Annotated in this window: 21 protein-coding genes; 13 read left to right on the top strand and 8 right to left on the bottom strand. The window is 42.0% G+C overall.

Annotated features, from left to right (window positions below; translation table 11 throughout):
• The first annotated feature begins 172 nt into the window (after positions 1-172).
• A complete protein-coding gene (locus tag IHE35_RS02275; protein ID WP_242789004.1) occupies positions 173-637 on the top strand; it encodes a PaaI family thioesterase in 465 nt (154 codons plus the stop codon).
• 38 nt (positions 638-675) lie between these two features.
• On the opposite strand, the gene IHE35_RS02270 is transcribed toward IHE35_RS02275, so the two are convergent.
• The gene (locus IHE35_RS02270; RefSeq protein ID WP_242789003.1) at positions 676-2,736 is read right to left on the bottom strand and encodes an EAL domain-containing protein; all 2,061 of its coding nucleotides are present in this window, start codon (positions 2,734-2,736) and stop codon (positions 676-678) included.
• Positions 2,737-3,162: 426 nt separating this feature from the next.
• Complete coding sequence (locus IHE35_RS02265) at positions 3,163-5,352, bottom strand: carboxy terminal-processing peptidase (RefSeq protein ID WP_242789001.1); 2,190 nt, start codon at positions 5,350-5,352, stop codon at positions 3,163-3,165.
• Positions 5,353-5,552: 200 nt separating this feature from the next.
• On the opposite strand from IHE35_RS02265, the gene nagZ reads away from it, so the two are divergent.
• Both nagZ and IHE35_RS02255 read left to right on the top strand, forming a co-directional pair.
• Complete coding sequence (gene nagZ / locus IHE35_RS02260) at positions 5,553-6,578, top strand: beta-N-acetylhexosaminidase (protein ID WP_242789000.1); 1,026 nt, start codon at positions 5,553-5,555, stop codon at positions 6,576-6,578.
• A gap of 115 nt (positions 6,579-6,693) precedes the next feature.
• Positions 6,694-7,560, top strand: a complete 867-nt coding sequence (locus IHE35_RS02255; protein ID WP_242788997.1) for a class I SAM-dependent methyltransferase — start codon at positions 6,694-6,696, stop codon at positions 7,558-7,560.
• Positions 7,561-7,612: 52 nt separating this feature from the next.
• Here the strand turns inward: IHE35_RS02255 and IHE35_RS02250 are convergent, their stop codons facing one another.
• A complete protein-coding gene (locus IHE35_RS02250; RefSeq protein WP_242788995.1) occupies positions 7,613-8,950 on the bottom strand; it encodes an alpha/beta hydrolase in 1,338 nt (445 codons plus the stop codon).
• 325 nt (positions 8,951-9,275) lie between these two features.
• Between IHE35_RS02250 and IHE35_RS02245 the strand changes: the two genes are divergently transcribed.
• The 6 genes from IHE35_RS02245 (at position 9,276) to IHE35_RS02220 (ending at position 18,793) form a co-directional block, all read left to right on the top strand.
• Positions 9,276-10,538, top strand: a complete 1,263-nt coding sequence (locus IHE35_RS02245; RefSeq protein WP_242788989.1) for a glutamate-5-semialdehyde dehydrogenase — start codon at positions 9,276-9,278, stop codon at positions 10,536-10,538.
• 462 nt (positions 10,539-11,000) lie between these two features.
• The gene (locus IHE35_RS02240; RefSeq protein ID WP_242788987.1) at positions 11,001-12,224 is read left to right on the top strand and encodes an acetate kinase; all 1,224 of its coding nucleotides are present in this window, start codon (positions 11,001-11,003) and stop codon (positions 12,222-12,224) included.
• 53 nt (positions 12,225-12,277) lie between these two features.
• Entirely contained in the window at positions 12,278-14,416 is a 2,139-nt protein-coding gene (gene pta / locus IHE35_RS02235) for a phosphate acetyltransferase (RefSeq protein WP_242788986.1), read from the top strand.
• Positions 14,417-14,664: 248 nt separating this feature from the next.
• Entirely contained in the window at positions 14,665-16,053 is a 1,389-nt protein-coding gene (locus IHE35_RS02230) for a GntP family permease (RefSeq protein WP_242788985.1), read from the top strand.
• Positions 16,054-16,089: 36 nt separating this feature from the next.
• Entirely contained in the window at positions 16,090-17,247 is a 1,158-nt protein-coding gene (locus tag IHE35_RS02225; RefSeq protein WP_242788984.1) for an iron-containing alcohol dehydrogenase, read from the top strand.
• A gap of 49 nt (positions 17,248-17,296) precedes the next feature.
• Positions 17,297-18,793 (top strand): CoA-acylating methylmalonate-semialdehyde dehydrogenase, encoded by a 1,497-nt coding sequence (locus IHE35_RS02220; protein ID WP_242788983.1) that lies wholly within the window; start codon positions 17,297-17,299, stop codon positions 18,791-18,793.
• Between the two features lie 55 nt (positions 18,794-18,848).
• On the opposite strand, the gene IHE35_RS02215 is transcribed toward IHE35_RS02220, so the two are convergent.
• Together IHE35_RS02215 and IHE35_RS02210 are read right to left on the bottom strand one after the other, a co-directional pair.
• Positions 18,849-19,601, bottom strand: coding sequence for an IclR family transcriptional regulator (locus IHE35_RS02215; protein WP_242788981.1), 753 nt, complete (start codon positions 19,599-19,601; stop codon positions 18,849-18,851).
• A gap of 318 nt (positions 19,602-19,919) precedes the next feature.
• Positions 19,920-20,159 (bottom strand): DUF2171 domain-containing protein, encoded by a 240-nt coding sequence (locus IHE35_RS02210; protein ID WP_242788980.1) that lies wholly within the window; start codon positions 20,157-20,159, stop codon positions 19,920-19,922.
• A 192-nt stretch (positions 20,160-20,351) separates the two neighbouring features.
• Between IHE35_RS02210 and IHE35_RS02205 the strand changes: the two genes are divergently transcribed.
• The 3 genes from IHE35_RS02205 to IHE35_RS02195 all read left to right on the top strand — a co-directional run bounded on the left by IHE35_RS02205 (position 20,352) and on the right by IHE35_RS02195 (position 21,707).
• Positions 20,352-20,747 (top strand): transposase family protein, encoded by a 396-nt coding sequence (locus IHE35_RS02205; protein WP_008306679.1) that lies wholly within the window; start codon positions 20,352-20,354, stop codon positions 20,745-20,747.
• The gene (locus tag IHE35_RS02200; RefSeq protein WP_004809604.1) at positions 20,695-21,165 is read left to right on the top strand and encodes an IS5/IS1182 family transposase; all 471 of its coding nucleotides are present in this window, start codon (positions 20,695-20,697) and stop codon (positions 21,163-21,165) included. Before IHE35_RS02205 ends, IHE35_RS02200 begins: the two co-directional genes overlap by 53 nt.
• Positions 21,166-21,464: 299 nt before the next feature.
• Positions 21,465-21,707: a DUF378 domain-containing protein gene (locus IHE35_RS02195; RefSeq protein WP_004810720.1), complete on the top strand. Its 243-nt coding sequence runs from the start codon at positions 21,465-21,467 to the stop codon at positions 21,705-21,707.
• Between the two features lie 168 nt (positions 21,708-21,875).
• Here the strand turns inward: IHE35_RS02195 and IHE35_RS02190 are convergent, their stop codons facing one another.
• Together IHE35_RS02190 and IHE35_RS02185 are read right to left on the bottom strand one after the other, a co-directional pair.
• Complete coding sequence (locus tag IHE35_RS02190) at positions 21,876-22,346, bottom strand: IS5/IS1182 family transposase (protein ID WP_004646477.1); 471 nt, start codon at positions 22,344-22,346, stop codon at positions 21,876-21,878.
• Positions 22,294-22,689: a transposase family protein gene (locus tag IHE35_RS02185; protein ID WP_004646478.1), complete on the bottom strand. Its 396-nt coding sequence runs from the start codon at positions 22,687-22,689 to the stop codon at positions 22,294-22,296. The genes IHE35_RS02190 and IHE35_RS02185 overlap by 53 nt, the downstream gene beginning before the upstream one ends.
• Positions 22,690-23,329: 640 nt before the next feature.
• On the opposite strand from IHE35_RS02185, the gene IHE35_RS02180 reads away from it, so the two are divergent.
• Positions 23,330-24,856: a fumarate hydratase gene (locus IHE35_RS02180; RefSeq protein WP_242788974.1), complete on the top strand. Its 1,527-nt coding sequence runs from the start codon at positions 23,330-23,332 to the stop codon at positions 24,854-24,856.
• Positions 24,857-24,923: 67 nt separating this feature from the next.
• Here the strand turns inward: IHE35_RS02180 and IHE35_RS02175 are convergent, their stop codons facing one another.
• Entirely contained in the window at positions 24,924-25,637 is a 714-nt protein-coding gene (locus IHE35_RS02175) for a DUF2846 domain-containing protein (protein WP_242788972.1), read from the bottom strand.
• Positions 25,638-25,694 lie beyond the last annotated feature (57 nt).

The following is a 25,694-nucleotide window of genomic DNA, read 5'->3' as shown; positions in this document are numbered from 1 at the left end:
TTCATAGAGCAGACGGCTCATAAAAAAGATACTTTTTAAATAAGGATCTCCAGAGACATATCGACTTTTATCTCATGGTAAAACTTATCTAATTCGATTTATATTTTAAGAGATCATTTAGCCTTTATAAATTTATTGAAACAACTGATCGTATTTAAATAAGGATAAGAAAATGACAAGGATTGCCTTTCAGGATCTCTATGCTGAACCTTATACCCATTGTTATGGTTGTGGACGTGACAATCCACATGGTCATCAGTTGAAAAGTTATTGGGATATCCCTTTTTTACAGACTATTGCACATATTTGTCCTGCGCCTCACTTTACCGGTGGTGTGCCCGATCATCTATATGGTGGCTTGATCGCTTCCTTATTGGACTGTCATGGTACGGCTTCTGCTGCAGCATTTAAAAGCCATGCAGTTGGCATCGCATTTGATGGTAATGAAAGCTTAGTACGCTGTGTAACGGGCAACCTGAATATTCAGTTTATTCGCCCGGTACCTATAAATACTGACTTGGTATTGACGGGTCGATTACTGAAAATTGAAGACCGTAAAATCCAGGTTTTACTTTCCCTGTCTGCCAATCATATGGAATGTGCTCAAGCTGAAATGCTCGCTATTCAGATGAAATAGCCCCTGAATGCAGAGGCTGTAAAATAAAATTGAACAGATTAAGAAACGATGACGGCTTCAGGTAAATCCTGAACACTGACTGGCCTGCTGAGTAGAAATCCTTGCAACTGCTGACAACCCAAACGAGTCAGGATATCTGCCTGCAGTTGAGTTTCCACACCTTCAGCAGTGACCTGCAGGCCTAGCTTAATTGCAAGATGAATAATACTTTCCAGGATCATCTCTTCTTTAGAGCCTTCAGTCAGATCTGCAATAAACTCTTTATCAATTTTCAGTTCATTCACTGGCAGGTTCTTTAAATACAAGAAACTGGAATGTCCGGTACCAAAGTCATCAATTGCCAGCTGAATCCCCATATCACGTAGGCGTTCTAGGGTACGCACACTGCTATTAATATGATGCATGGCTGTAGATTCAGTAATCTCGATCATCAGGTGATTTGGATTAATCTGATAACGTGCTAACAGTTCTTCCAGATTTTTAAACAGGTTCTTATGTTCAAACTGCACGGCAGACAAGTTGACAGCAATCGGGAAGAAATGTGTTCCTTCCTCTTCCCATTGATGAATCTGCTTGCAGGCCTGTTCCAGTGCCCAATACCCCATCTGGATAATCAGGCCGGTCTTTTCTGCACCTCGGATAAACATGACCGGTGATAACAAGCCAAGTGCTGGGTGCCGCCAGCGAATCAGGGCTTCTACCCCACAAATTTGCAGATCTTCGGTCCGATATTTGGGCTGGTAATATAGCTCGAACTGGTGTTCTTCAACCGCCTTGTATAAATCATTAATCAGCTTGCTCTGACTTCTGGATTCCTTTTCATCATTGCTGAAATTGAAAAATGAATAAGTATTACGCCCCTGATTTTTGGAGCTTAGCATGGCTGAATCTGCATTGATCAGAAGATCCTGAATGTTTTGACCATGTTCCGGGTACATCGAAATGCCGATACTGCCTGAAACATTGATCACCTTACCCGCAATCGTAAAGCTTTCCTGAATCATACTTAAAATTTTTTCAGCAGCTTCAGTGGCTTGTTGCGGTACAGCATTTTCCATAATCAACAGAAATTCATCACCACCAATTCGCAGCAGTCTGGAGTTTTCATTGAGTAAACCGTGAATCCGATTAGCCAGCTGGATCAGGAGCTGGTCACCCACATGATGCCCAAAGACATCATTTACCGCTTTGAAGCGATCCAGATCGATATACAAAAAGGCAAACTGTACATTACGGTAATGATGGTCATTAAACAGAAAGTGAGAATACTCTGCCAGATAAAGACGATTAGGTAACTTGGTCAGATTATCCTGCACGGCCAGATTGGCCAGTTCTTTATTGGCCTCAGCCAGCTGACGATTGCGGTGCTCTAGGCGCTGTTCCAGCATGGCTACACAAAAACCAGCAACAAGAACCATACAGGTAATGAAAATCACGGTGATCAGCAGTTCGTGTTCAAGCGTAGACGTTTCAGCCAAGCCCTCACCCACCATGGAATGAAAACTGGTCGCTGCCATTCCGGTATAGTGCATACCGACAATGGAAAAAGTGAGCATCAATGCCACACCAACTTTCAGCCAGAAACTGCGACGAGCAATACTGCGATTCTTAAACAGCATCCAGAAGCCTAAACCAGCACCGCTGATAGCAATCAATACCGAACAAATCACCAGTACCGGGTCATAACGGATCACATAACCCTGTACCACCATACTCATCATACCAGTATAGTGCATGCCGGAAATTCCCAGACCCATCAATACGGCGCCGAGTACTAGACGGGGAAAAGGCAGAGTTTTTCGTGTCGTCAGCCAGATGGAAAAGGTTGAGGCAATAAAAGCGATAATGTAAGAGGTAAAGGTCAGTCCGGAGTCAAAATAGGTATTTTCCGGCAGATGACTAGCTGTCATGCCGACAAAGTGCATACACCAGATAGAAAGCCCAAGAATCGCACCACTTGTAATCAGAATCAGCTTTTCATATTTGGGAGGAGCTTTATCAAATAACAGCTGTTCAATTGAAATGGCGAGAAAACAAACCACCAAAGCTACAATGATCGAGCCTACAACCAGATTAATGTCATAATGAACATGAATCATATGAATGTCCTGTAGAGGCTTTCTTTCCCGAACTGTTTAAGCCCACATTGCATCTTCACCAGCCTAACTTGAGGGCACCCAAGAACATTGCTCAACCCACACACCCTTGGTCATATCTGACCCATAAAATTTTTTAATTTATAGATACTTGAACCGCAATAAAAACTATGGCTTTACTGACTTCAATTTAAATCAGAAAAATATGTAACACATATTAAAAGTGTTTCAATTTTTAGCAAATGGTTAAAGCCATTCATTGCTTAGAATTTAGTAGACCTATATCACAATATTGTAAATTTCAACAAAACAGCTAGCATTTTAAAGGCTTATCAATTTTTTTCTTGTTTACTATTTTCCAACAAAAAATAGAAAAACAGCCTGCATCTGCAGGCTGTTAGTCAAATTAAATCATTCAATTCTGGTTAACTATTTCGCTTTGCCTTGTAAACGCGCATAGTCATGCAGAACATTGGCAGCTTCCACGACAAATACTTCCTCTTCAGGGAGCTGCGGACGATCTTTCGCTTTCATCTTGGCACGTGCTTCAATCAATGCATCCAATGAAGCCTGGTAACTTTCCCAGTTTGGATAAGGCTTAAGGCCAGTTGCTGCACGACGAGCATTTTCAGATTCCAAGGTCTTACGTTCAAGTTCCAGCAATTCTGCTTTACGCTGATTCAGATCCAGCACTAAACGCTTTTTCTCCTCAGTTTTCTTGGTAATCGCTTTACGCTGCTCAAGATACTTAAACTGAGGATCCAGATTGACACGAACCTGTGAGCTCTTGATCAGATCAGGTACATATTTCTGTACTTCACCTTCACGTTTAAATGGTGCTGTCGGAATGGTATCCCACTGCAAGGCATTTTTAGCCTTACGCTCACCAAACTCTTCATTGTAGATATCAACCAATTTAATGTCTGGGATCACACCCTTGTTCTGGGTACTGCCACCGGTGACACGATAGAACTTACGTTGCGTCAACGTAGCCTGTCCATGTGCCAAGGTATCCAGCTGCACTTGTGCAGTACCTTTACCCGTAGTGGTGCTACCAATGACAATACCACGCTCATAATCCTGAATCGCAGCAGAGTAGATTTCACTTGCTGATGCAGAAGCCAGATTGACCATTACAGCCAGCGGACCTGCATAAGTCTGTGCACCGCCATCGTCATCTTCAAAGACACTGACATTACCATTGCCATCGCGAATCTGTACCACTGGACCAGACTTGATCACTTGCCCCAGCATACGCGCAACTTCCTCTAATGAACCACCAGGGTTATTGCGTAGATCGACAATGATCCCTTCAACATTCTTCGCTGAAAGTTCTTTCAGGGCATTATTGGTATCTTCTGAAACAGAACGATAATCCGTACCTGCACGACGTGCACGATAGTTCAGATAGAACGATGGAATTTCAATGACACCGTATTGATATTTTTTACCATCACGCTGGATTTCGACTACACGGGTACGTACGCCAGCATCTTCTTCCTGGATCACATCACGGGTAATGGTGACATTACGTGCCTGTCCCAGTGTTGCACCTGCGCCCAGTAAGCGTAAAGTGACTTTGGTTCCACGTTTACCACGAATCAGACCGACAATCTCATTGCTCGGCCAACCAATGACATCGACCATTGGTCCGCCATCCTGAGCGACACCAATAATGCGGTCACCAGATTTCACCTGACCTGATTTACTCGCCGGACCACCTTCAACAATAGTTTCAATCTTGGTGTAGTCTTCATTGCCACGTTCTGGACGAATGGAAACACCGACGCCTTCAAGCTGTAATGTCGTTTGACGGTTCAGCTCCATCGCATCCACAGGCGGGAAATAATTGCTGTGTGGATCGTAGGTCAGCATCATGGCATTCAGCGTTTTGTCCAGTACATCATCGCTCTTGAGACGACTTAAACGCTCAAGTTGACGGGTATAACGCTTGGTTAGGGTTTGTACCGGAGTCAAATCCTCTGGACCGCTTAGATCCTGACCATTGGCCAGTTCTGGATTGTCTTTTAATGCTTTCTGTTTGGCCTGCTCTTCTTCCTTACTAATCGTCAGATTAATCAGCTGAGAGACCAGCATTTTTGACCAATAAGCACGTTGTTCCTCAGGTGTCTTGAAGAATGGTGCTTTCTCACGGTCAGTATCGATATAGACATTGCTTTGATTCAGGTTTTGAGGCTTTTTCAGTTCATCCAGCATAAAGGTATAGAACTGCTTGAGACGATCACTATAGTGTGCATGAATCTCAAATGGACCAGCCAGATTGCCTGATTTCAAGTTGGCACCAAAATTAGCGCCATAACGTTTTTTATAGTTATCAATTTCAGGTGCCAGGAACAGGCTATGTTCCGGATCCAGACTATCAATATAAAAATCAAAGATACGCTGTGAGGTTTGAGTATCCAGACGCATATTCAAATAGTGCTGACGATCCACCAGAGTAGCCAGCTGTCTAGATACGAGCGCTTGTTCTTGAGAGGGTTGAAGGGCTTTGCTTACGACTTCTGATTTTTCAGCAGCAATCGCATCGCTCACCACATGGGTAAAAAAGAATCCGCCTGTCGCAACTGCAACTGCGCAAGCTACTGTTTGAAGTTTCATAAATAGTTCGTACTTCCTTGGCCTTTTGACCAATTTAACCGTGTCGTTTTCCGATCTGAAATAAACGTATCCGGGATCTTAAACAACTTAATAAGTTTATGTTGTGTAGTTTTATCATATTCTGTGCAGTCAAAGTGTAGCAAAAGATTGCAGAAATCAGGTATTGTTTTCGCTGAAAAATTCTAACATGGACACCGCATATGATTGGCGCATTGATGCTCGACATCGCTGGCACTCACCTGACTCAGGAAGATATTGAACTGCTACAGGCTCCACAGGTCGGAGGAGTCATTCTGTTCGGCCGTAATATTGAATCGCCTGTTCAAGTTCGTGTCCTGACGGATCATATGCGTCAGATTCGCCCGGATATTCTGATCGCAGTCGATCAGGAAGGTGGTCGCGTTCAGCGCTTGAAACAAGGCTTCACTCTACTCCCAGCGATGGGCCATTTTGGAGAACTCTACCAAAGTGAACCTGAACATGCACTGGAACTGTCAGAGAAATGTGGCTGGTTAATGGCAACAGAAGTCTTGGCGGTCGGCATTGATTTTAGCTTTGCTCCAGTGCTGGATCTGAACGACATCAGCGATGTTATTGGTGACCGTAGTTTTGCCACGAATATTCAGGACATCATTCCACTGGCAAGCGCTTTCCTAAAGGGTATGAAACGTGCTGGTATGGCATCGACCGGCAAACATTTCCCGGGGCATGGTTCTGTGAAAGCTGATTCTCATGTGGCTGCTGCTGTAGATCCACGTAGTTATGAAGAAATTCAGCAAAAAGACATGCAGACCTTTATTCAGCTGCAGTCACAACTGGATGCCTTAATGCCAGCGCATGTGATTTATAATCAGGTCGATCCAAATCCAGCCGGTTTCTCGGAATTCTGGATTCAAAAGGTGTTGCGTCAGGAGCTTGGTTTCGACGGCGTATTGTTCTCGGATGACTTGAGTATGCAAGCCGCTTGTGTTGCTGGTGGTGCTGATGCTCGCATTCAAGCAGCTTTGAAGGCCGGTTGTGATATGGGTCTGGTCTGTAACGACCGAGCAGCCCAATGTGTGGCGCTAGAAGGAATTGTTGATCTCCCTCTTCCTAATCAGCAACGTCTGGAACGTATGCGTGGTCGTATTCCTCAGATTCAGATTGATGAAGTCCTGGATCTTGGCGATGAATGGCGTCAGGTTCGCGATGAGATTATAAGATTTAAAAATCAGGTGGCTGCATAAGCGCATTTAGCCAGTACGATTTAGGAATACGATAAAAGGAACACCACAAGGTGTTCTTTTTGTTTATGATGTAAAAATACAAAAACTTATACAATAACAATAAGGTCAGGATGACATGACACAACCACTATCACAACATCGCCATATTTCCTTTACTGCGCACTATACCGGTTATATCTGGTACCAAATGGGAATTTCTCATCCAGTGTTTGCAACTGGACGAGGAAAATTCCTCGCCGCATTGGTTCATCCATTAGAAACCTGGGCTGAAAAGCATGTGGGCGGCAGTATGCGTACCACCCTGAAACAGCGCCACCAGATGATTGATGAACATCTATGCCAACTTATTACCCAGCACCCGCAACTACAGGTATTGGAAATTGCTTGTGGACTATCTCCGCGCAGCTGGAATTTCAGACAAAAATTTCCTGACATCAATTACCGCGAACTTGACCTACCCGATATGGCTAAGATCAAAACTCAGGCGCTGAAAATTCTGGATCAGGATGCACCAGAAGTTTTGACCGCTGATATTTTTAGTGAAGAACTGGCTAATATTTTTCAGGTTTTTGATCCTGAACAACCGCTAGTGGTCATTAGCGAAGGGCTGATTAACTACTTTGACAAGGATATGCTACATACATTATTAAAAGGTATTGCTGAGTATGGACAACGCTTTCCGGAAATTCATTACCTCAGCGATATTTACCCTGAACCAGTGAAGAACCGCTTAGCCAGCTTTATCTGGACATGCAGCCGCTTACTGAAATTTATGTCACGTAGTGCTTTTACTTTCCACTTTAAGTCACCGCAAGAATTACAGCAGTTCTGTCAGCAGGCAGGCTTTACAGAGGTAGAAGTAAAACAGCCACAGCGCTATTTTGCTCAGCCTCAGCAGACCAATCCCGCAATTGAACAAGATGAGCATTTAGGCGATCTGGTCTGGATGATTCATGCGACAAAAAAAAACAGCGTTAAATAACGCTGTTTTTTTTAAGTATTTAATTAAATTTCGAATTCAGGCCGGTAGCAGTCTAAACGACTGCATCCAGCACTTGCGCTTCAAGTAGCGCTTTTTGAGTCTGAACAAAACGTAGCAAACGTTCCGCCACTTCAAAACTACCGTGCTTAAATAAGGCACGAATCTGCGTTTCAGCATGCTGGAAGATCAGGCATTCAATCTTGAACTCACCCTCTTCATCCTCCAGATGCAAGGCCAAATCGCGTGGATACTGGATAGCCTGTTGCATGTGTGCTTCATTCATTTCAAATAAGACACCAAAGAAACTTAAGTCAACGATAGTGGTAGACAAACGCAGATCCGAGTGCCGGTGACTCAGGAAACGTTCAGGTTCTTGCACTGGAATACGGTCTTCGCCACGACGTTCAAGTTTCAGCATCTGTTCCCGCGTAAAGGGAATAATACCTTCCAGCTGATCTACCGGTTCATCACGCAGGAAAGTCGCAAACAGATGCATGGTTTCTTTACGGCGCTGTAGCTGTGGTACATGGTCGGCACTGGCAATCTGTACATACTGCATGTCTGGACACTGTAGAGCAAAGCCTGCATTTTCATGTGGCAGGGTAAAACTGTCATATTGGCCACACGCGACGAGTACTTTACATTGTGGAATCGGCACATGTTTCAGACGTAAGAGACGGTTGCAGTTAACATCATAACGATCTTGCTCAGTTGCGGTAAACTCCGCCATCTGTCTGAAAAACAGACGCTTGGCCGTCGGTGACATGCGGGTTTCTTTTAAACGTGCATGATTGACCAGATACAAAATAACAGCTTGACCAAACTCGTCCATCCGCCCTTCTCTCATCAGGTGCAGGGATTCTTCCAGCAACATCCGCCAGCTCTTGCGGGTTTTTTGCATCACACCCATCAGGATCATGCGATCCACCAGCTCAGGACGTTGATCTGCCAGACAGGAAGCGACGACAGATCCTAATGACATTCCCAATACTGCAACCTTAGGCAAACACATCTGCTCTAGCCAGCGTCCCAGCATGCCTGCGAGGTCTTCAAGTTCCAGAGAACCCGCAGAGATGCCTGTATCCACATTGGTGATCTGCTGGTTAGCACCCATTGAAGGCAAGTCAATCAAGATGATTGGCCCTGCAGCAAAGAGCTGCTCTACACAGTATTTATAGGAATTAAAGTTCTGAAACGCACCACCAATAATGACCATCGGTGTCATATGCAGAGTTTCAGGGCGGGCAATTGCCATATATTCAATTTTCCAGCCATCCATCCAGGTCGTACGCGGTGGCTGTTTAAAACTGTTTTTATCGTATAGATCAAAAAACGCATGGTGGCTGTGTTGATCAATGCGATGGTGGTCCATCTGGATAATGGAATTCATCTTCCTTTCCTCCATCCTTGCCTTATTTTTATTGTGCAAGCAATTATTGAGAGATTTCATGCTTCAAGATCAAATGGGAAAGACTTGAATACGCGTCCTACTCTTTATTTATTATTGAATTCGACATCAATGTCGCTGTCATCCATTCTATACAGAGGTTCTTTTTACACGCAACTAATCTTGCAACCGCTTGTCTGCTTTTAAAGATAAAACGATTTCAAAATGTTTAACGATTGTAAAAGCACATGAATTTTCGCCAGCAGACTTCATTGTAGCGGCTCAGACTGTTAATATCAGAAGGATATTTCTAAGTGATCGAACCGCTATGCAAGAGTCTATTGAACAATATATGCAAACGGTAGGACAGCAGGCTCGTCAGGCTTCACGCGTCTTGGCGCGTGCGTCCACCCAAACTAAAAACGATGCATTGTCAGCAATTTATACTGCTCTAAAAAACAGTGAAACTGCGATTTTAGCTGCCAACCAGATTGATATGACCAAAGCGCACACCAATAATCTGGACAGTGCCCTCCTCGATCGCTTAGAACTGACTCCCGCACGCTTTAAAGGCATGTTACAGGGACTGAATGATGTAATTAGCCTGGTAGATCCGATTGGTGAAATCACCGATATGGCTTATCGCCCATCTGGCATTCAACTGGGTAAAATGCGCGTTCCTCTTGGCGTGGTTGGCATGATCTATGAATCACGTCCAAATGTGACCTTGGAAGCAGCCTCTTTAGCACTTAAATCTGGCAATGCCATTATTTTACGTGGTGGTTCAGAAGCACTCGAGTCTAACCAGGCTATTGCCAAAGCGATTCAGCATGGTTTACAGGTTTCAGGCTTACCAGAAGCAGCCGTGCAAGTGATCAATACTACAGACCGTGCCGCAGTCGGCCAACTGATTACCATGTCTGAATATGTGGACGTAATCGTGCCTCGTGGTGGTAAGGGTCTGATTGAACGCATTACTAACGATGCACGTGTACCTGTGATTAAGCATCTTGATGGTAACTGTCATGTCTATGTAGAAGCACAGGCAGACTTGCTTAAAGCGCTGCCTATTGCCCTGAACGCCAAGACCCATCGCTATGGTGTATGTAATGCCATGGAAACTTTACTGGTCGATGAAAAAGTCGCTGAGGAGTTCCTGCCACGTATTGCTGAACTCTATGAAGAAAAACAGGTAGAACTGCGTGGTTGTCCTGCAACTCAACGTATTCTGGATAAAGCAATACCTGCTTCAGAAGAAGACTGGTATACCGAATATCTTGGTCCGATCCTGGCAGTGAAAGTGGTTTCTGGTGTGGAAGAAGCGATTGAACATATCAATAAATATGGTTCGCATCATACTGATTCAATCATCACTGAAAACTACAGCATTGCGCGTGAATTTTTAGCTGGTGTAGATTCCAGCTCGGTGATGATCAACGCCTCTACCCGCTTTGCTGATGGTTTTGAATATGGACTCGGTGCGGAAATCGGCATTTCAACCGATAAAATCCATGCCCGCGGTCCAGTTGGCCTTGAAGGTCTGACTTCACAAAAATGGGTAGTATTTGGTGACGGCCAGATTCGCCAATAAGAATTCAGTAGAAAATTATCTTCAGCCCTGTTCGCAGGGCTAATTTTTTTATAGAAGTAAATAAAGAAAAGAAAAATCCAGCTTAGTAAACCTTTGAGTCACTTTTTATGAAGATTATCTTTAGAAATTTGTAAGTTGTTTAAAATTCCAACAATTCAATGTATAAACTATAAAAAGTAAAGCGATTGGCAAGCTTTACAAGGCGTATCAGTTCAACAATGTTCTTTAATAAGATCTGATTTGACTACTATTTCACTGATAAATGAAAACGATGAACTGATAAATTTTAATTATAACTAGCCAAATGATCGATAGTGCTTAAGTCTAATCACCTAAAGTCTATCTAGGACGGAAAAATATCGCATGTTACAACTGCATCACTGATCTAAATTGCATCGCCTAGGCTTGCAAACCAGATCAACCAAATGGATGAGAATTTTAATTAGAATCGGGTAAACAATCGTGTCTAAATCAGTATTAGTTATTAATTGTGGCTCTTCTTCAATCAAATTTGCCTTATTACTTGAAGAACAGAATTTCCGTATTCACGGCTTAGCTGAGAACTTAGGCACAGAAAATGCCCGTATTAAAGGTGTGACTGTCGGTAATGAACCGGTAGACATCCATATCCCATTTGCAGATCATAAAAAAGCACTAGAAGTTGGTCTGGAACGTTTAGCCAACTATAAGCCAGATACAATTGGTCACCGTGTAGTACACGGCGGCAGCTTGACCAAAGCTGAACTGATCAATGATGAGATCATTGAAAAGATTCGTGAAGCCACTCCGCTTGCACCGTTACATAATCCGGCACATTTGATCGGGATCGAAGCGACACAACGCCTGTTCCCGGATTTGCCACAGGTTGCGGTATTTGATACGGCTTTCCATCAAACCATGCCAGCGCATGCTTACCGTTATGCTGTACCTAAATTCCTTTACGAGGATTTTGGGGTACGTCGTTACGGTTTCCATGGTACCAGCCATGCTTATGTATCTGAGCGCGGTTCTGAACTGGCGGGTAGCTTCAAACAAGGTGGCTGGTTAACAGCACATCTGGGTAATGGTAGCTCGACCTGTGCAGTATGGAATGGGCAAAGTGTCGATACCTCTATGGGCCTGACTCCACTGGAAGGGCTGGTAATGGGTACGCGTAGCGGTGATGTTGACCCGAGTCTGCATAGCTTCCTGGCAGCGAATCTGGGCTGGGATGTCTATAAAATTGACAGAATGCTAAACAAAGAAAGTGGCTTGCTCGGCTTATCAGACAATCTGTCTAATGACATGCGTACGCTAATCGAAGCCTCTGAACAAGGCAATGAAGATGCTACGCTTGCGATTGAAGTATTCTGCTACCGTCTAGCAAAATCACTGGCTGCTTTAAGCTGTGGCCTACCACGTCTTGATGGTCTGTTCTTCACAGGTGGTATCGGTGAAAACTCGGCTTATATCCGTGAAAAAACCATGGCCTACCTGCCACACTTTGGTTTCAACCTGGACAAAGAAGCCAATAATGTGTTGAAACGTGGTACCGAAGGTCGTATCGATAATGGTACAGGTCCACAAATCTGGGTGGTACCAACCGATGAAGAAGGCCGTATCGCCAAAGAAACCCAAAGCGTGGTTGAGCAGGAAGTGGAGAACGCTACTGCAAAAAAGTCTGAACTTGAGGCTACGCTTGCTTAAGCAAGCGTAGGATTCCTATACCTTCTATTTGATTTTAGATATTTGAATACACTATGAAGACCATTCTATTAGTTCCGACTGGGGAAGGCGTTGGTTTAACGTCTGCATGCTTAGGCCTGATTTACGCACTGGAATGCCAAGGTGTGAAGGCTGGTTTTGTCAAACCATTCTCTCAGGAAATTACTGATACGGCAGACCGTACCACTGCCCTGTATCGGCACGTCTCCAATGCCCAGACTGTGGAACCCATCAGCTATAACGCAATGATGCAACGTCTTAGCCATGGCGATCAGGATGAACTTCTAGAAGATGCTGTGCGTCTGCATCGTGAAATTGCCCGCAATCATGACCTGATCATTGTAGAAGGTGTGGTACCCAATGGTCGTGACAGTTTTGTCGATGACCTAAATGCTTCTCTGGCTCAGGCACTCGATGCCAAAGTGATTATTGTCAGCAATGCCGATATCCGTCATCCAGCGCAAACAGCAGAAAAAGTTGAAAATCAGATTCGTAATTTTGGTGGTGCGAGCTCAACACGTCTGTCTAGCGTCCTTTTCATGCGTACTAAAGGTTTATCTGAAGAATCTGCTCAGATTCCAGTGACCATTGATCCAGAACTGCGTCTGACTGCTGAAACTGAACAGTTTGTGCAAGCCATTCAGAAAACCCATCCCTATATCGGCTCTGAAAAGCTTCCAGTGATTGGCTTGGTACCATTTAGTAAAACCCTGAGCGTGCCACGTATGTCAGATCTGGCTGCGCACATTTCTGCGCTGTGGATTCATCAAGGTGAAGCCGCTCAACGCCGTGTTCAGCACAGCAGCCTGATTGCTTCTAGTATTGAACATGAACTGCATAAATTTATCGCGGGTGAACTGATCATTACTGCCTCTGACCGTGTCGATGTGCTGTTAGCAAGTAGTCTCGCGAGCTGTAATGGTATTCCACTGGCTGGTTTAGTCCTGACTGAACAACATCAGCCAAACGAACAGGTACTGGGTTTCTGCCAGTCTGCAATTAAACATGGCTTGCCAATTTTACACACCCCATTAAGCACATTCGAAACTGCGCAGAAGCTGGCCAATCTTGGCAATGAAATTCCAGTTGATGATACAGAACGTGCTGATCAGGTCACCCGTTTTGTATCTAGCCATATCAATCCAGACTGGCTGATTCAGATGCTAAATGGCACCTACAAGCCACGCCTGTCTCCTTCTGCTTTCCGTCATGAGCTGGTACAGAAATCGATTGCAGCAAAAAAACGTATTGTGCTACCTGAAGGTGATGAGCCACGCACCATTCAGGCCGCGGCTATCTGTCAGTCACGTGGTATTGCGCATTGTATTCTGCTGGCTAAGCCTGAAGCTGTACTGGAAGTTGCCAAAGCACGTGGTATTGAACTGCCAGAAGGTTTAGAAATTGTCGATCCTGACCTGATTCGCGATGACTATGTCGAAAAAATGGTAACGCTGCGTAAAGGCAAGCTGAATGAACTGCAAGCCAAAGAACAACTGCAGGATACTGTTGTTTTAGGTACGATGATGCTGGCACTTGATCAGGTGGATGGCCTAGTATCTGGTGCAGTTCACACTACTGCAAATACTGTGCGTCCAGCCTTCCAGCTGATTAAGACTGCGCCAGATTATTCACTGGTTTCTTCGGTGTTCTTTATGCTGTTACCAGATGAAGTATATGTGTATGGTGACTGCGCGATTAATCCGGATCCGGATGCTGCGCAACTGGCAGAAATTGCCATCCAGTCTGCTGACTCGGCAAAAGCTTTTGGTATTGACCCACGTATTGCTATGATTTCCTACTCTACCGGAACTTCTGGCGCCGGTGCTGATGTAGAGAAAGTGGCAGAAGCTACTCGTATTGCCAAGGAACGTCGTCCTGATCTGTTGATTGATGGTCCATTACAATATGATGCTGCATCAGTTGAAAGCGTAGGTCGTCAAAAAGCACCGGATTCACAAGTGGCTGGTCGTGCCAATGTCTTCATCTTCCCGGATTTGAATACGGGTAACACGACTTATAAAGCGGTGCAACGTGCAGCAAATGTGGTGAGTGTCGGTCCAATGCTGCAAGGCCTGAATAAGCCAGTAAATGACTTGTCACGTGGTGCCTTGGTCGATGACATCGTATTTACCATTGCACTCACTGCAATTCAGGCGGATCAGCAAGGTCAATAGATATATTCTAAATTTTTACAACCACCCATAAGGGTGGTTTTTTATTCTCTTTAAATAAATTTATTTTTAAAACATATATTTATTTTTCATGTAAAAATTCCTCTATTAATAATTTTGTTTACTAATAGAAATACGTTACCAAAAGAGCTTGACTTCCTTTTGCATAAATTATATACATCAATAATGATACGAATCGTATCATTATATGGAAATTATAAGAATATTTAAAATAGACAGGATGTGTGCCCATGATAGGTTTGATAGGAATTGTCTTATCCTTAATATTGCTCATGTATCTAGCATATAAAGGATTTAGCGTAATTATTTTGGCACCTGCTTTAGCATTATTTGCTGTGCTTTGGAGCGGGTATAGTCATGAACTACTCGGGTTTTACTCGCAAGTTTTTATGACTGGTCTCGGTGGTTACATCATCAAATATTTCCCATTGTTTTTACTTGGTGCCATTTTTGGGAAATTAATGGATGATTCAGGTTCAGCAAATACCATTGCTAACTTCTTTGTAAATAAATTAGGTCATCACCGTGCAATGCTTTCAATTGTATTGTCATGTGCAGTACTAACATATGGTGGAGTGTCGCTGTTTGTTGTTGGTTTTGCCGTCTTTCCAATTGCAGCCGCATTATTTCGAGAACTAAATATCCCTAAACGTTTGATTCCAGGTGCAATCATGTTAGGTGCATTGACCTTTACAATGACTGCATTACCAGGTACACCAGCCATTCAGAATGCTATTCCAATGCCTTTCTTTGGAACAGATCTTTATGCAGCACCTGGTTTAGGAATAATTTCTTCAATCTTTATGCTAATTGCAGGTATGTGGTGGCTTAATCGCAGAATTGCGCATGCTGCTGCAAATAATGAGGGCTATGGCAATCATATAGAACATCATCAAGGTCCGCGCCAACATGCAGGTCCTAGCTTGATGATCGCATTTGCTCCAATTATTGTAGTGATTGTGGCAAACCTTGTTTTAACTAAGTTGATCTTACCTCAACTTGACGTTTCCTATTTAGCCACCGATAAATTTGGCAATACTTCTCTTAATTCTGTTGTTGGTTTATGGGCCATTATCTGTGCCTTAGTACTTGCCTGTTTGACTATTATTTTCTGTAACTGGAACAGGATTGCTGATGTTAAAGAGTCATTACAACAAGGTGTATCTTCTTCTTTCTTGCCTATTTTTAACACAGCATCAGAAGTAGGTTATGGCTCAGTCATCGCTTCCTTAGCTGGCTTCCTCATTCTTAGAGACTTTCTTGTAGGGCTTGCACCTCATAACCCTCTTATCTCAGAAGCAATCGTAATTAATGTCTTAGCCGGAATTACAGGTTCAGCTTCTGGTGGTTTGAGTATTGCCCTAAATACGATGGGTGAAACCTATATGAATTTGGCAACTGAATTCGGAATCAATCCAGAACTTATGCATCGTGTTGCATCCATGGCCTCTGGTGCACTTGACTCTCTCCCTCACAACGGTGCGGTGATAACCATTATTACTTTATGTGGACTGACACATAAACAATCCTATTACGACATGTTTGTCGTCGCAGTCATTATTCCATTAATTGCACTGACTGGTGTTATTACACTTGGAACGATGTTTGGTTCTTTCTAAAACAAGTTGGAAAGTTATTAATAAAGGAAGATATGAATGACTCATACTATTAATTTACCAAGAATTATGGAAGTTGGTAAAAATTCAAGATTTAAACTCCCAGACATATTAAAAACGATAGGATGCAGCAAGCCACTTATTATCACAGATAAAGTGATGGTATCGCTGGGTTATGTTTCAGAAATCCAGTGCATCCTCAGCGAGGCAAATATTACATCAGAATATTTTGATGAAACTATCCCAGAACCAACATCGGCTTCTATTGAAGCAGGTGTAGTTAAAGTCAGATCAAGTCAATACGATTCAATTATCGCAGTTGGCGGTGGTAGCCCAATTGATAGTGCCAAAGCTATTAGTATCTTAGGAAAGTTTGGTGGTGAGATTCGTGACTACAAATTTCCTCGCCAGGTCAATGAAACAGGTTTACCTATTATTGCCATTCCCACGACAGCTGGTACCGGCTCTGAATGTACACGTTTTACCATTATTACCAATGATGCAACGAATGAAAAAATGCTCTGTGCAGGAATAGGCTTTCTCCCGATTGCTGCGATAGTAGACTATCAACTAACTATGTCTTTACCTGCCCGGACAACAGCAGATACAGGTATTGATGCTTTAACCCATGCCATAGAAGCCTATGTGAGTAAAAAAGCAAGTCCTTATAGTGATGCACAGGCTATCGCTGCTATGCGTTTAATCGGTCCTAACTTACAACGTGTTTACCACGAACCGAGCAATGAACTTGCGCGAGAAAGCATGATGCTTGGATCTACCTTGGCCGGTATCGCCTTTTCAAATGCATCTGTTGCTCTCGTTCACGGTATGAGTCGACCAATAGGTGCTTTTTTCCATGTACCTCATGGGCTGTCTAATGCCATGTTATTACCCATGATTACTGAGTATTCAATTGCAGCTGCACCTGAACGCTATGCTGACTGTGCCCGTGCAATTGGGGTCGCACATATTGATGATCATGATGATGTTGCAAACCAAAAACTGGTATCTGCACTCATTCAAATCAATCAAGAGCTACAAGTTCCAACTCTTGCGGAATTTGGAGTTGAAAAGACCTATTTTGATGAGGTTGTGCAAACTATGGCAGAACAGGCTTTAGCTTCTGGCTCACCAGGTAATAACCCGCGTGTGCCCTCTATCCCAGAAATGGTCGAACTTTATTACAAGCTTTGGTAATTCAGAATTCAAAAACTCACCTAATCATTTTTATTCAAGGAATTAGATTATGACAACTATCGGACATTTTATTAATGGTGAAACTTGCTTAGACGCTCATCGTACTCAACCAGTTTTTAATCCATCAACTGGTACTTCAGAAAATGAAGTTGCGATTGCAAGCAAGCAAACAGTCGAACAGGCCATTGCTGCTGCTGTAGCCGCTTTTCCAGAATGGCGTAACACACCTGTACTCAAACGTGCTCGGGTGATGTTCAAATTTAAAGAATTACTTGAGAAAAATGCAGATAAAATCTGTGAGCTGATCGGTAGTGAACACGGTAAAATTGTCCATGATGCAGCAGGTGAACTACAACGTGGCATTGAAAATGTTGAATATGCCTGTGGTGCTCCTGAATTCCTAAAAGGAGAATACAGTAAAAACGTAGGACCTAATATTGATTCCTGGAGTGAAATGCAGCCTTTAGGTGTGGTTGCAGGCATTACACCATTTAATTTCCCAGTTATGGTTCCACTGTGGATGTTCCCAATGGCAATTGTATGTGGGAACACTTTTGTATTGAAACCTTCAGAGCGCGATCCATCTTCTACACTATTTATTGCCCAACTTTTAAAAGAGGCTGGCTTACCAGATGGTGTATTAAATGTTGTAAATGGGGATAAAGAAGCGGTCGACACCTTATTATATGACCCTCGTGTACAAGCAATCAGTTTTGTAGGTTCTACCCCGATTGCTGAATACATTTATACTACTGCTACTTCACAAGGTAAACGTTGTCAGGCGCTAGGTGGAGCAAAAAATCATGCCATTATTATGCCTGACGCTGATATAGACAATGTCGTTAGCTCTTTGCTTGGTGCAGCATTTGGTTCATCGGGTGAGCGCTGCATGGCTTTATCCGTGGCTGTTGCAGTCGGTGACGAAATTGCCGACCAAGTTATTGAAAAATTAAAAAATGAAATTCAAAAATTAAAATTTGGTCATTTTTCTGACAAAAGTAATGATTTCGGTGCTGTGATTACCGCTCAACATAAAGCTAAAGTGATTGGTTATATTGATAGTGCAGAACAGCAAGGCGCCACCATTGTAGTAGATGGCCGTCAGGTAGCTCCTGAAGGCTATGAGAATGGTTTTTATGTTGGACCTACACTCATTGATCAGGTACGTTCAGACATGGTGAGTTATAAAGAAGAAATTTTTGGCCCCGTATTACAAATCTTGCGAGTAAATACCATGCAAGAAGCGATGGACTTGATTGATCAACATGAATACGGGAACGGAACATGTATCTATACTCGTGATGGTGAAGCTGCACGTTATTTCTCAGATCACATTCAAGTTGGGATGGTAGGAATTAATATCCCACTACCCGTACCAGTTGCATCACACAGCTTTGGTGGGTGGAAAAGATCATTATTTGGTGATTTACATGCTTATGGTCCGGATGGTGCACGTTTCTACACACGCCGTAAGACCATCACCCAACGTTGGCCATCTGCCAATATTAGAGAAGGTGCGCAATTCTCTATGCCAACCTTAAATTAATTTCAGTTATTCCCTTCTAAAAAGAGCAAATCTTTAAAAAGAATTGCTCTTTTTTTTACTCTTCATTTTCAATAAGCTTACTCAGTTCATGTGCTGCATTTCTTAATAATGGCTCAAATGCTAGTAAATCATCTAATGACTTTCTTATCGTGGGTGCATGAGTGTATAAACAGGCTACAATATTGTCATTTTTTTGAATAGGTACAGAGCAAGCTACCATACCTGCAACAAACTCCTCATTATCTGTTCCTAATTTTTTATTAAAAATTTCTTCCAAGTTTTGTTCTAAAAGTTCAGGATTAGTAATGGTATTTTTAGTCAGTTGAGTAATAGGTAAATGCTCAACAATATTTTTACGTTTATTTTTCGGCTGATAACTTAAAAATAATTTTCCACTCGAGGTACACCATAAAGGTACTTCTGAGCCTACAGGTAAGTAAATTTGTAATGGCCAGTTGGTTTGTACACGATCGGTATAAAGCATCTGATTATTATTTAAAATAGCAATCCCACAAGTTTCATTAATCTGATTAGACAATTTCTGAAGAATCGCCAGTCGTTCAACTTTTCGAGGTTCTTGTTCCCATGTGCACATCAGCATCTTATAGGTACGGTCAGCAATAATATAACCACCATACATATCATAGGTAACAAAACCTTCCTGTTCTAATGTCTGTAACAGTCGATGAATACTAGGCTTAGGGATATCAAGTTGAATGGATAAATCCAAGGGAGTTGGAGGATGCTTTGCTGTAGAAATTGCTTCCACAATATCTAATACTCGTGTAATCGATGATCCCTTTTTCATTCATCCCTCATAAGATTATGCAATTTATGATTTTCATTAGCGCTCTTTATTTTAGAGTTACCTTTTAAATTAATCTATGAAAATCGAATTTAATATCTATTAATAAAATATTAGACAGTTAACGATTAAAGCAGCTCATTAAGCTCTGACTCAATTCTCTATCTGTATTTACACCATCCAATGGACACATTGGATGGTTTTTTGTTTTTAAAGATGTATAAGAATGCCAGTCGATTTGACTGGCATTCTTGGGTAAATCATTTGCTTTTCTCCCTCTATTATAAAGAGAGGTAGGAATATAAAGAAAAGCAGTTTAACTTACATGGTTGTCCATTCATTACGAACATCATCTGCTGCTTTATTCAAAATCACCTGATCACCTTTGACTTCGCTGACCCAGTTTAACGGAATCAGATGATGCTCATTATTTTCGTCGTCACTTCTTGTTAATTTAATTGAATCTTGGCCTTCTAAATGGTCCACTTTTCCAACCTGTGTCCCGTCTGAAGCAATTACTGATGCATGTTCCTTGATGTCACCTGGATTTACTGTAGTCATTACAATTGCCCTATTATTAATAGAAGTTGAGAGAAATCAGTCTAGGCAATAAAAATTCGGTTGTGTGTAAGGGTTATCAGGCTTTGAGTATTACTGGGTTAATAATAGATCTCTTTCATAAATCAAAAAACGATCTTCTTTTTGGTTAATATTTGCACTCCGGATTTCTTGGCATTCGTGCATAATCTGCGGATGAAATACATCGATTCAAACAAGCTTTCTGATCCTCAGTTCAAGCGATACACAGGCATCTCATGGTCAACTTTCTATTTGATGGTTGAGCAATTGCAGAAGCATGTCTCTGCCAAAGGCAGACCGCCCAAGTTAAGCCTGGAGGATCAGGTTCTGCTCTGTCTGAGCTATTGGCGGGAATACCGAACCTTATTTCACGTTGCGACGAGTTACGGGGTTTCAGAGCCCACAGCCTCAAGAATTGTCCGTCATGTTGAAGACTGCCTGATTCGGTCCAATCTGTTTAATTTACCCAAAGATTTACCCGAGGGCGAAGGCATCGACTGGAATGTTGTGATCGTGGATGCCACGGAAATTCCAATCCAAAGGCCTAAAAAAACAGAAGAAAAGCTATAGCGGCAAGAAAAAGACCCATACCTTTAAAGTACAGGCCATGATTCACTACAAAACTCAGCAAATTCTGAGTTTATGTACCAGTCGCGGTGCAGTGCATGATTTCGAGTTGTTCAAACGCAATTTAAACCAGATTCCTTTTGGGGCTTTTATCCTTGCAGATAAAGGCTATCAGGGGATTTATGTGTTGTATCCGAATAGCCTGTTACCATTAAAAGCCAAAAGACACTGTAAATTGGATCCTGAATTGAAAATCTATAATCAGGAAATCAATAAAAGAAGAATCGGAATTGAGCATGTATTTGGCAGCCTGAAAACCTTCAAAATCCTTGCTGAGCGTTATCGAAATAGAGGTAAAAGGCTTGGTTTGAGATTCAATTTAATCGCTGGAATCTACAACTTGGAACTGAGCAAAAAATGATTTATGAAAGAGGTCTACTGTTTTTTTACTGCTTTTTAAATAAAATAATGATTTTAAAATCAATTGATTAAATATGTTTTAATAAAATATTTAAAGCTCAAATTTTGATTTGGTTTACGTAAAATATGAACAACTCAAAGAAAACCAACTCAATTAAAATTTAATGCTTATAACATGACATTTATTCAACATAGATCAACACAGAATACGGACTTTTAGCATCAAGACTACATATTCATTCCGCTATGGCTTGCATAATTTTGGGTGAGAATTAATCAAATATAACCTGGAGAAAAATCATGAGAAGACTTGGAACTTTAGACTGGATCGCCTACGCATTAGCCATTATTGGTGGCTTGAATTGGGGCTTGGTTGGTGCATTTGACTTTAACTTAGTCGCAGCAATCTTTGGTGAGCAGAGTGCACTTTCTCGAATTATTTATGTTCTGGTTGGCCTGTCTGCGATTTACCTGATCTATACTGCAACTAAGTTAGGCCGTCATGATGTGCATCATGAAGCTCATACACGAACAATGCATTAATAAATCAGCATATATAAGCTCACTCATTATTTAGTTAATGAATTAAATAGTTAAAGTGAGTTGGCTGCTAAATAAAAACGGAGCTTATGCTCCGTTTTTATTGTATAAAGAATAATTAAATATAGATTTATATTTTTATTTATCTGAATAATAGACTTATTTCATAAGTCATTTTTTACTCAGTTCCATATTGTAGATTCCAGCAATTAAATTGAATCTTAAACCCAGTCTTTTTCCTCGATTACGATATCGCTCAGCAAGGATTTTGAAGGTTTTTAAACTGCCAAATACATGCTCAATCCCAATTCTTCTTTTGTTGATTTCTTGATTATAGATTTTTAGTTCAGGATTCAATTTACAGCGCTTTTTTGCTTTTAATGGCAATAGGCTATTTGGATACACTGAGTAAATCCCTTGATAGCCTTTATCTGCAAGGATAAAGGCACCTGCCGGAATCTGATGCAAGTTTCGTTTGAAGAGTGCGAAATCATGTACAGCACCACGACTCGTGCATAAACTCAGAATTTGTTGAGTTCTATAATGAATGATGGCCTGTACTTTGAAAGTATGTGCCTTCTTTTTGCCACTATAGCTTTTCTTCTGTTTTTTTAGGTCTTTGTATTGGAATTTCTGTGGCATCAACAATCACCACGTTCCAGTCGATGCCTTCGCCCTTAGGTAAATGCTTCGGTAAATTAAATAGATTAGACTTGATCAGGCAGTCCTCTACATGACGGACAATTCTTGAAGCAGTCGGCTCTGACACACCATAACTAGTTGCAACATGGAACAATGTTCGATATTCACGCCAATAACTTAAGCACAGAAGGATTTGATCTTCTATGCTTAATTTGGTGGGTCTACCTTTAGCAGGAACATGCATTTTCAGTTGTTCCACCATTAAATCAAAGGTTGACCATGAGATGCCTGTGTATCGCTTAAACTGTGTTTCAGAAAGCTTTTTTGAATCGATGTATTTCATCCGCAGATTATGCATGAATATTTAAAATTCTTCGGTACAAATAATCAGCAAGAGACTGTTTGTTTTTTGATTTATGAAAGAGGCCTAATGTAATGATAAAAATACAGTGTGTTTCAACAAGTGAATTGCGTAGCAGAGTGGTGTAAAGATTTGGATTTGGAAGACTGTTTAGAAAAATATGAGAATAACTTTTATAAAATTATGGGCATAAAAAAAGAAGATTAAGCTTAGGCTTGATCTTCTTTCTGACCGTACATCCAAGTCGCTGCGATATATACACAAAAACCGCTAGCCATCAAAATACCTGTAACCATTGTCTTAGGATCTCTTCGTTTCGATGTGTGCATTATGCGAAAGTTTTATGACAGTTATATGACAATATACAAAGTAGTGTATTTTAAGAATATATATAAATTTCAAATACTTAATTAAATAGATAATGTTTTTCTATTTTTAAAATATGAAATATGACAGTCATTATGACAGTTTTTAGTCAAATTATGACACGCTAGACTCTATCTCTAGGCAGCTAAACGTATATTAAACTTTCGCCCAAAAGCGCCGTAAAACGTCCCACAACTTTTGTGTTTTGTCATATAATTTAGCCCGCTAGCTATCAGCCCGCTCAAGAGATTTTTGTATGACAACTATTATCAAGCAAGATGACTTGATCACATCGGTTAAAGATGCGCTTCAGTTCATTTCTTACTACCATCCACAAGACTTCATCCAGGCGATGAGTCGTGCGTATGACCGTGAAGAAAACAAAGCGGCTAAAGATGCGATCGCGCAAATCTTAATTAACTCTCGTATGTGTGCAGAAGGCCACCGCCCAATCTGCCAGGATACCGGTATCGTAAACGTATTCGTTGAAGTGGGCATGGACGTTAAATTCGATTTAACGATGAGCTTAGACGATGCGATTAATGAAGGTGTACGTCAAGGTTACCTAGAAAATTCTAACGTCCTGCGTGCGTCTGTACTTGCTGACCCTGCATTCGGTCGTAAGAATACCAAAGACAACACCCCTGCTGTGATCTACCACAAACTTGTTCCAGGTAACAAAGTTGACATCACTGTTGCAGCGAAAGGTGGCGGCTCAGAAAACAAATCTAAACTTGCAATGTTGAACCCATCTGACTCAATCGTGGATTGGGTACTGAAAACTGTTCCAACGATGGGTGCAGGCTGGTGTCCACCAGGTATGCTCGGTATTGGTATCGGTGGTACAGCTGAAAAAGCTATGATGCTTGCAAAAGAAGCCTTGATGGAAGAGTTGGACATGGACGAACTTCTTCGTCGTGGTCCACAATCTAAACTTGAAGAACTTCGTATTGAAATCTTTGAGAAAGTAAACGCGCTTGGTATTGGTGCTCAAGGTCTTGGCGGTTTAACCACTGTTCTCGACATCAAAATCAAAGATTACCCTTGTCACGCTGCGGGCAAACCAGTCGGCATGATTCCGAACTGTGCTGCAACGCGTCATGCACACTTCACGCTTGATGGTTCAGGTGTTGCAAACATTATTGCACCGAAACTTGAAGACTATCCTGAAGTAACTTGGGATTCATCTTCTTCTAAACGTGTAGATTTAGATACCATTACTCAAGAAGAAATGAACGCTTGGCAACCAGGTGACACATTACTTCTGAACGGTACAATCTATACAGGTCGTGATGCTGCACACAAACGTATGGTAGACATGCTGAACAACGGAGAAGAACTTCCTGTTGATCTTAAAGGCAAGTTCATCTACTACGTAGGTCCTGTTGATCCAGTGGGCGACGAAGTTGTAGGTCCTGCAGGTCCAACAACTGCAACACGTATGGACAAATTCACACGTCAAGTGCTTGAAGCAACTGGCATGTTCGGCATGATCGGTAAAGCAGACCGCGGTCCTGCTGCTGTTGAAGCAATCAAAGACAACAAAGCAACTTACTTAATGGCTGTTGGTGGTGCTGCATACTTAGTATCTAAAGCCATCCGTGAAGCTGAAGTTGTTGCATTTGCAGACCTTGGTATGGAAGCAATCTACAAGTTTGTTGTAAAAGACATGCCTGTATCTGTTGCTGTTGACGTAAACGGTACTTCTGTACACGCAACTGCACCGAAAATCTGGCAGGCTAAAATTGGCAAAATCCCAGTAGTTGACGCTGCTGCAGGCTAATTTAAGCTGCAAAAAAGCACCCTTGATGGGTGCTTTTTTATTGCGTTCTTTTATTACACAGGTTTGCTTACCAAGTGCGCGGATCCCACAATTTAAATGGTGTAGTCAGTTGTACGTCTTCAGCAGGATCATATTCGATGGCTTTAATTTTCTGAGCCTTCTTGCGAAGTTTCCCAGTGTCCTGATCTTGGGCAACAAAATTAAAACTGTCTGATTTAAGCTGGGTAAATGCAATTTCATTTAAACCAACATTTTCAGGCATCAACATTAATGGGCCTGTATCTGTACGGCGAGTCGCTATATTTTCTTCATCATATTTAATGAAGTAGGATTTGCCTGATTCCACACTGAAATCCAGATATTTCGGTTTCTGAAAATGCAGGGCACCGAGCGGACGACTGGTGCTAAGACGATAAGTACCCGGTGGCAGTTCAACCCAGTAATAATGATTATGCAACAGGCTTGGAATACGTTCCTGATTGATAAAAATGCTGGCAGCTACAATTTCCTGGCGGTTCCATTTCGAATCTGGACGATATAAGTAGACCAGTGCTGCCTGTTCATGCTGCGGCTTCACTGGTGCAAAACGTTGACCCAGCTTTTGATTGACCCATCCACCAATCGTGAACATGCCTACCTTATGCTGCTCGATAAAACCCGGTTTTTCGTTCAGATCGATATTTTTCAGTGTTGATGTCAGTTGCTGTTCCTGAACGGCGTGCTTCGAATGACACCCCATCAAAGCTAAACTGCTGATGAGTACAATTGCGGCTCCACGCATGCTTATCCCTCACTGCGTCTTTATTATTTTATGCACATTTTTATAAATTTATATGAA

The sequence above is a fragment of the Acinetobacter sp. ASP199 genome, from assembly GCF_022700675.1.
Lineage (GTDB): Bacteria > Pseudomonadota > Gammaproteobacteria > Pseudomonadales > Moraxellaceae > Acinetobacter.
The sequence above is the reverse complement of the archived record's forward strand: the minus strand, read 5'-3'. Positions and strand labels throughout refer to the sequence as shown.

Excerpts from the sequence above, each read along its gene's own strand:
- IHE35_RS02200 (WP_004809604.1), top strand. The coding sequence starts at position 20,695 with ATGCCACGGAAATTCCAATCCAAAGGCCTAAAAAAACAGAAGAAAAGC.
- IHE35_RS02195 (WP_004810720.1), top strand. The coding sequence starts at position 21,465 with ATGAGAAGACTTGGAACTTTAGACTGGATCGCCTACGCATTAGCCATT.
- IHE35_RS02205 (WP_008306679.1), top strand. The coding sequence starts at position 20,352 with ATGAAATACATCGATTCAAACAAGCTTTCTGATCCTCAGTTCAAGCGA.
- IHE35_RS02270 (WP_242789003.1), bottom strand. The coding sequence starts at position 2,736 with ATGATTCATGTTCATTATGACATTAATCTGGTTGTAGGCTCGATCATT.
- IHE35_RS02190 (WP_004646477.1), bottom strand. The coding sequence starts at position 22,346 with ATGCCACAGAAATTCCAATACAAAGACCTAAAAAAACAGAAGAAAAGC.
- IHE35_RS02220 (WP_242788983.1), top strand. The coding sequence starts at position 17,297 with ATGACAACTATCGGACATTTTATTAATGGTGAAACTTGCTTAGACGCT.
- IHE35_RS02185 (WP_004646478.1), bottom strand. The coding sequence starts at position 22,689 with ATGAAATACATCGATTCAAAAAAGCTTTCTGAAACACAGTTTAAGCGA.
- IHE35_RS02225 (WP_242788984.1), top strand. The coding sequence starts at position 16,090 with ATGACTCATACTATTAATTTACCAAGAATTATGGAAGTTGGTAAAAAT.
- IHE35_RS02275 (WP_242789004.1), top strand. The coding sequence starts at position 173 with ATGACAAGGATTGCCTTTCAGGATCTCTATGCTGAACCTTATACCCAT.
- pta (WP_242788986.1), top strand. The coding sequence starts at position 12,278 with ATGAAGACCATTCTATTAGTTCCGACTGGGGAAGGCGTTGGTTTAACG.
- IHE35_RS02175 (WP_242788972.1), bottom strand. The coding sequence starts at position 25,637 with ATGCGTGGAGCCGCAATTGTACTCATCAGCAGTTTAGCTTTGATGGGG.
- IHE35_RS02265 (WP_242789001.1), bottom strand. The coding sequence starts at position 5,352 with ATGAAACTTCAAACAGTAGCTTGCGCAGTTGCAGTTGCGACAGGCGGA.
- IHE35_RS02180 (WP_242788974.1), top strand. The coding sequence starts at position 23,330 with ATGACAACTATTATCAAGCAAGATGACTTGATCACATCGGTTAAAGAT.
- IHE35_RS02210 (WP_242788980.1), bottom strand. The coding sequence starts at position 20,159 with ATGACTACAGTAAATCCAGGTGACATCAAGGAACATGCATCAGTAATT.
- nagZ (WP_242789000.1), top strand. The coding sequence starts at position 5,553 with ATGATTGGCGCATTGATGCTCGACATCGCTGGCACTCACCTGACTCAG.
- IHE35_RS02250 (WP_242788995.1), bottom strand. The coding sequence starts at position 8,950 with ATGAATTCCATTATCCAGATGGACCACCATCGCATTGATCAACACAGC.
- IHE35_RS02215 (WP_242788981.1), bottom strand. The coding sequence starts at position 19,601 with ATGAAAAAGGGATCATCGATTACACGAGTATTAGATATTGTGGAAGCA.
- IHE35_RS02255 (WP_242788997.1), top strand. The coding sequence starts at position 6,694 with ATGACACAACCACTATCACAACATCGCCATATTTCCTTTACTGCGCAC.
- IHE35_RS02230 (WP_242788985.1), top strand. The coding sequence starts at position 14,665 with ATGATAGGTTTGATAGGAATTGTCTTATCCTTAATATTGCTCATGTAT.
- IHE35_RS02245 (WP_242788989.1), top strand. The coding sequence starts at position 9,276 with ATGCAAGAGTCTATTGAACAATATATGCAAACGGTAGGACAGCAGGCT.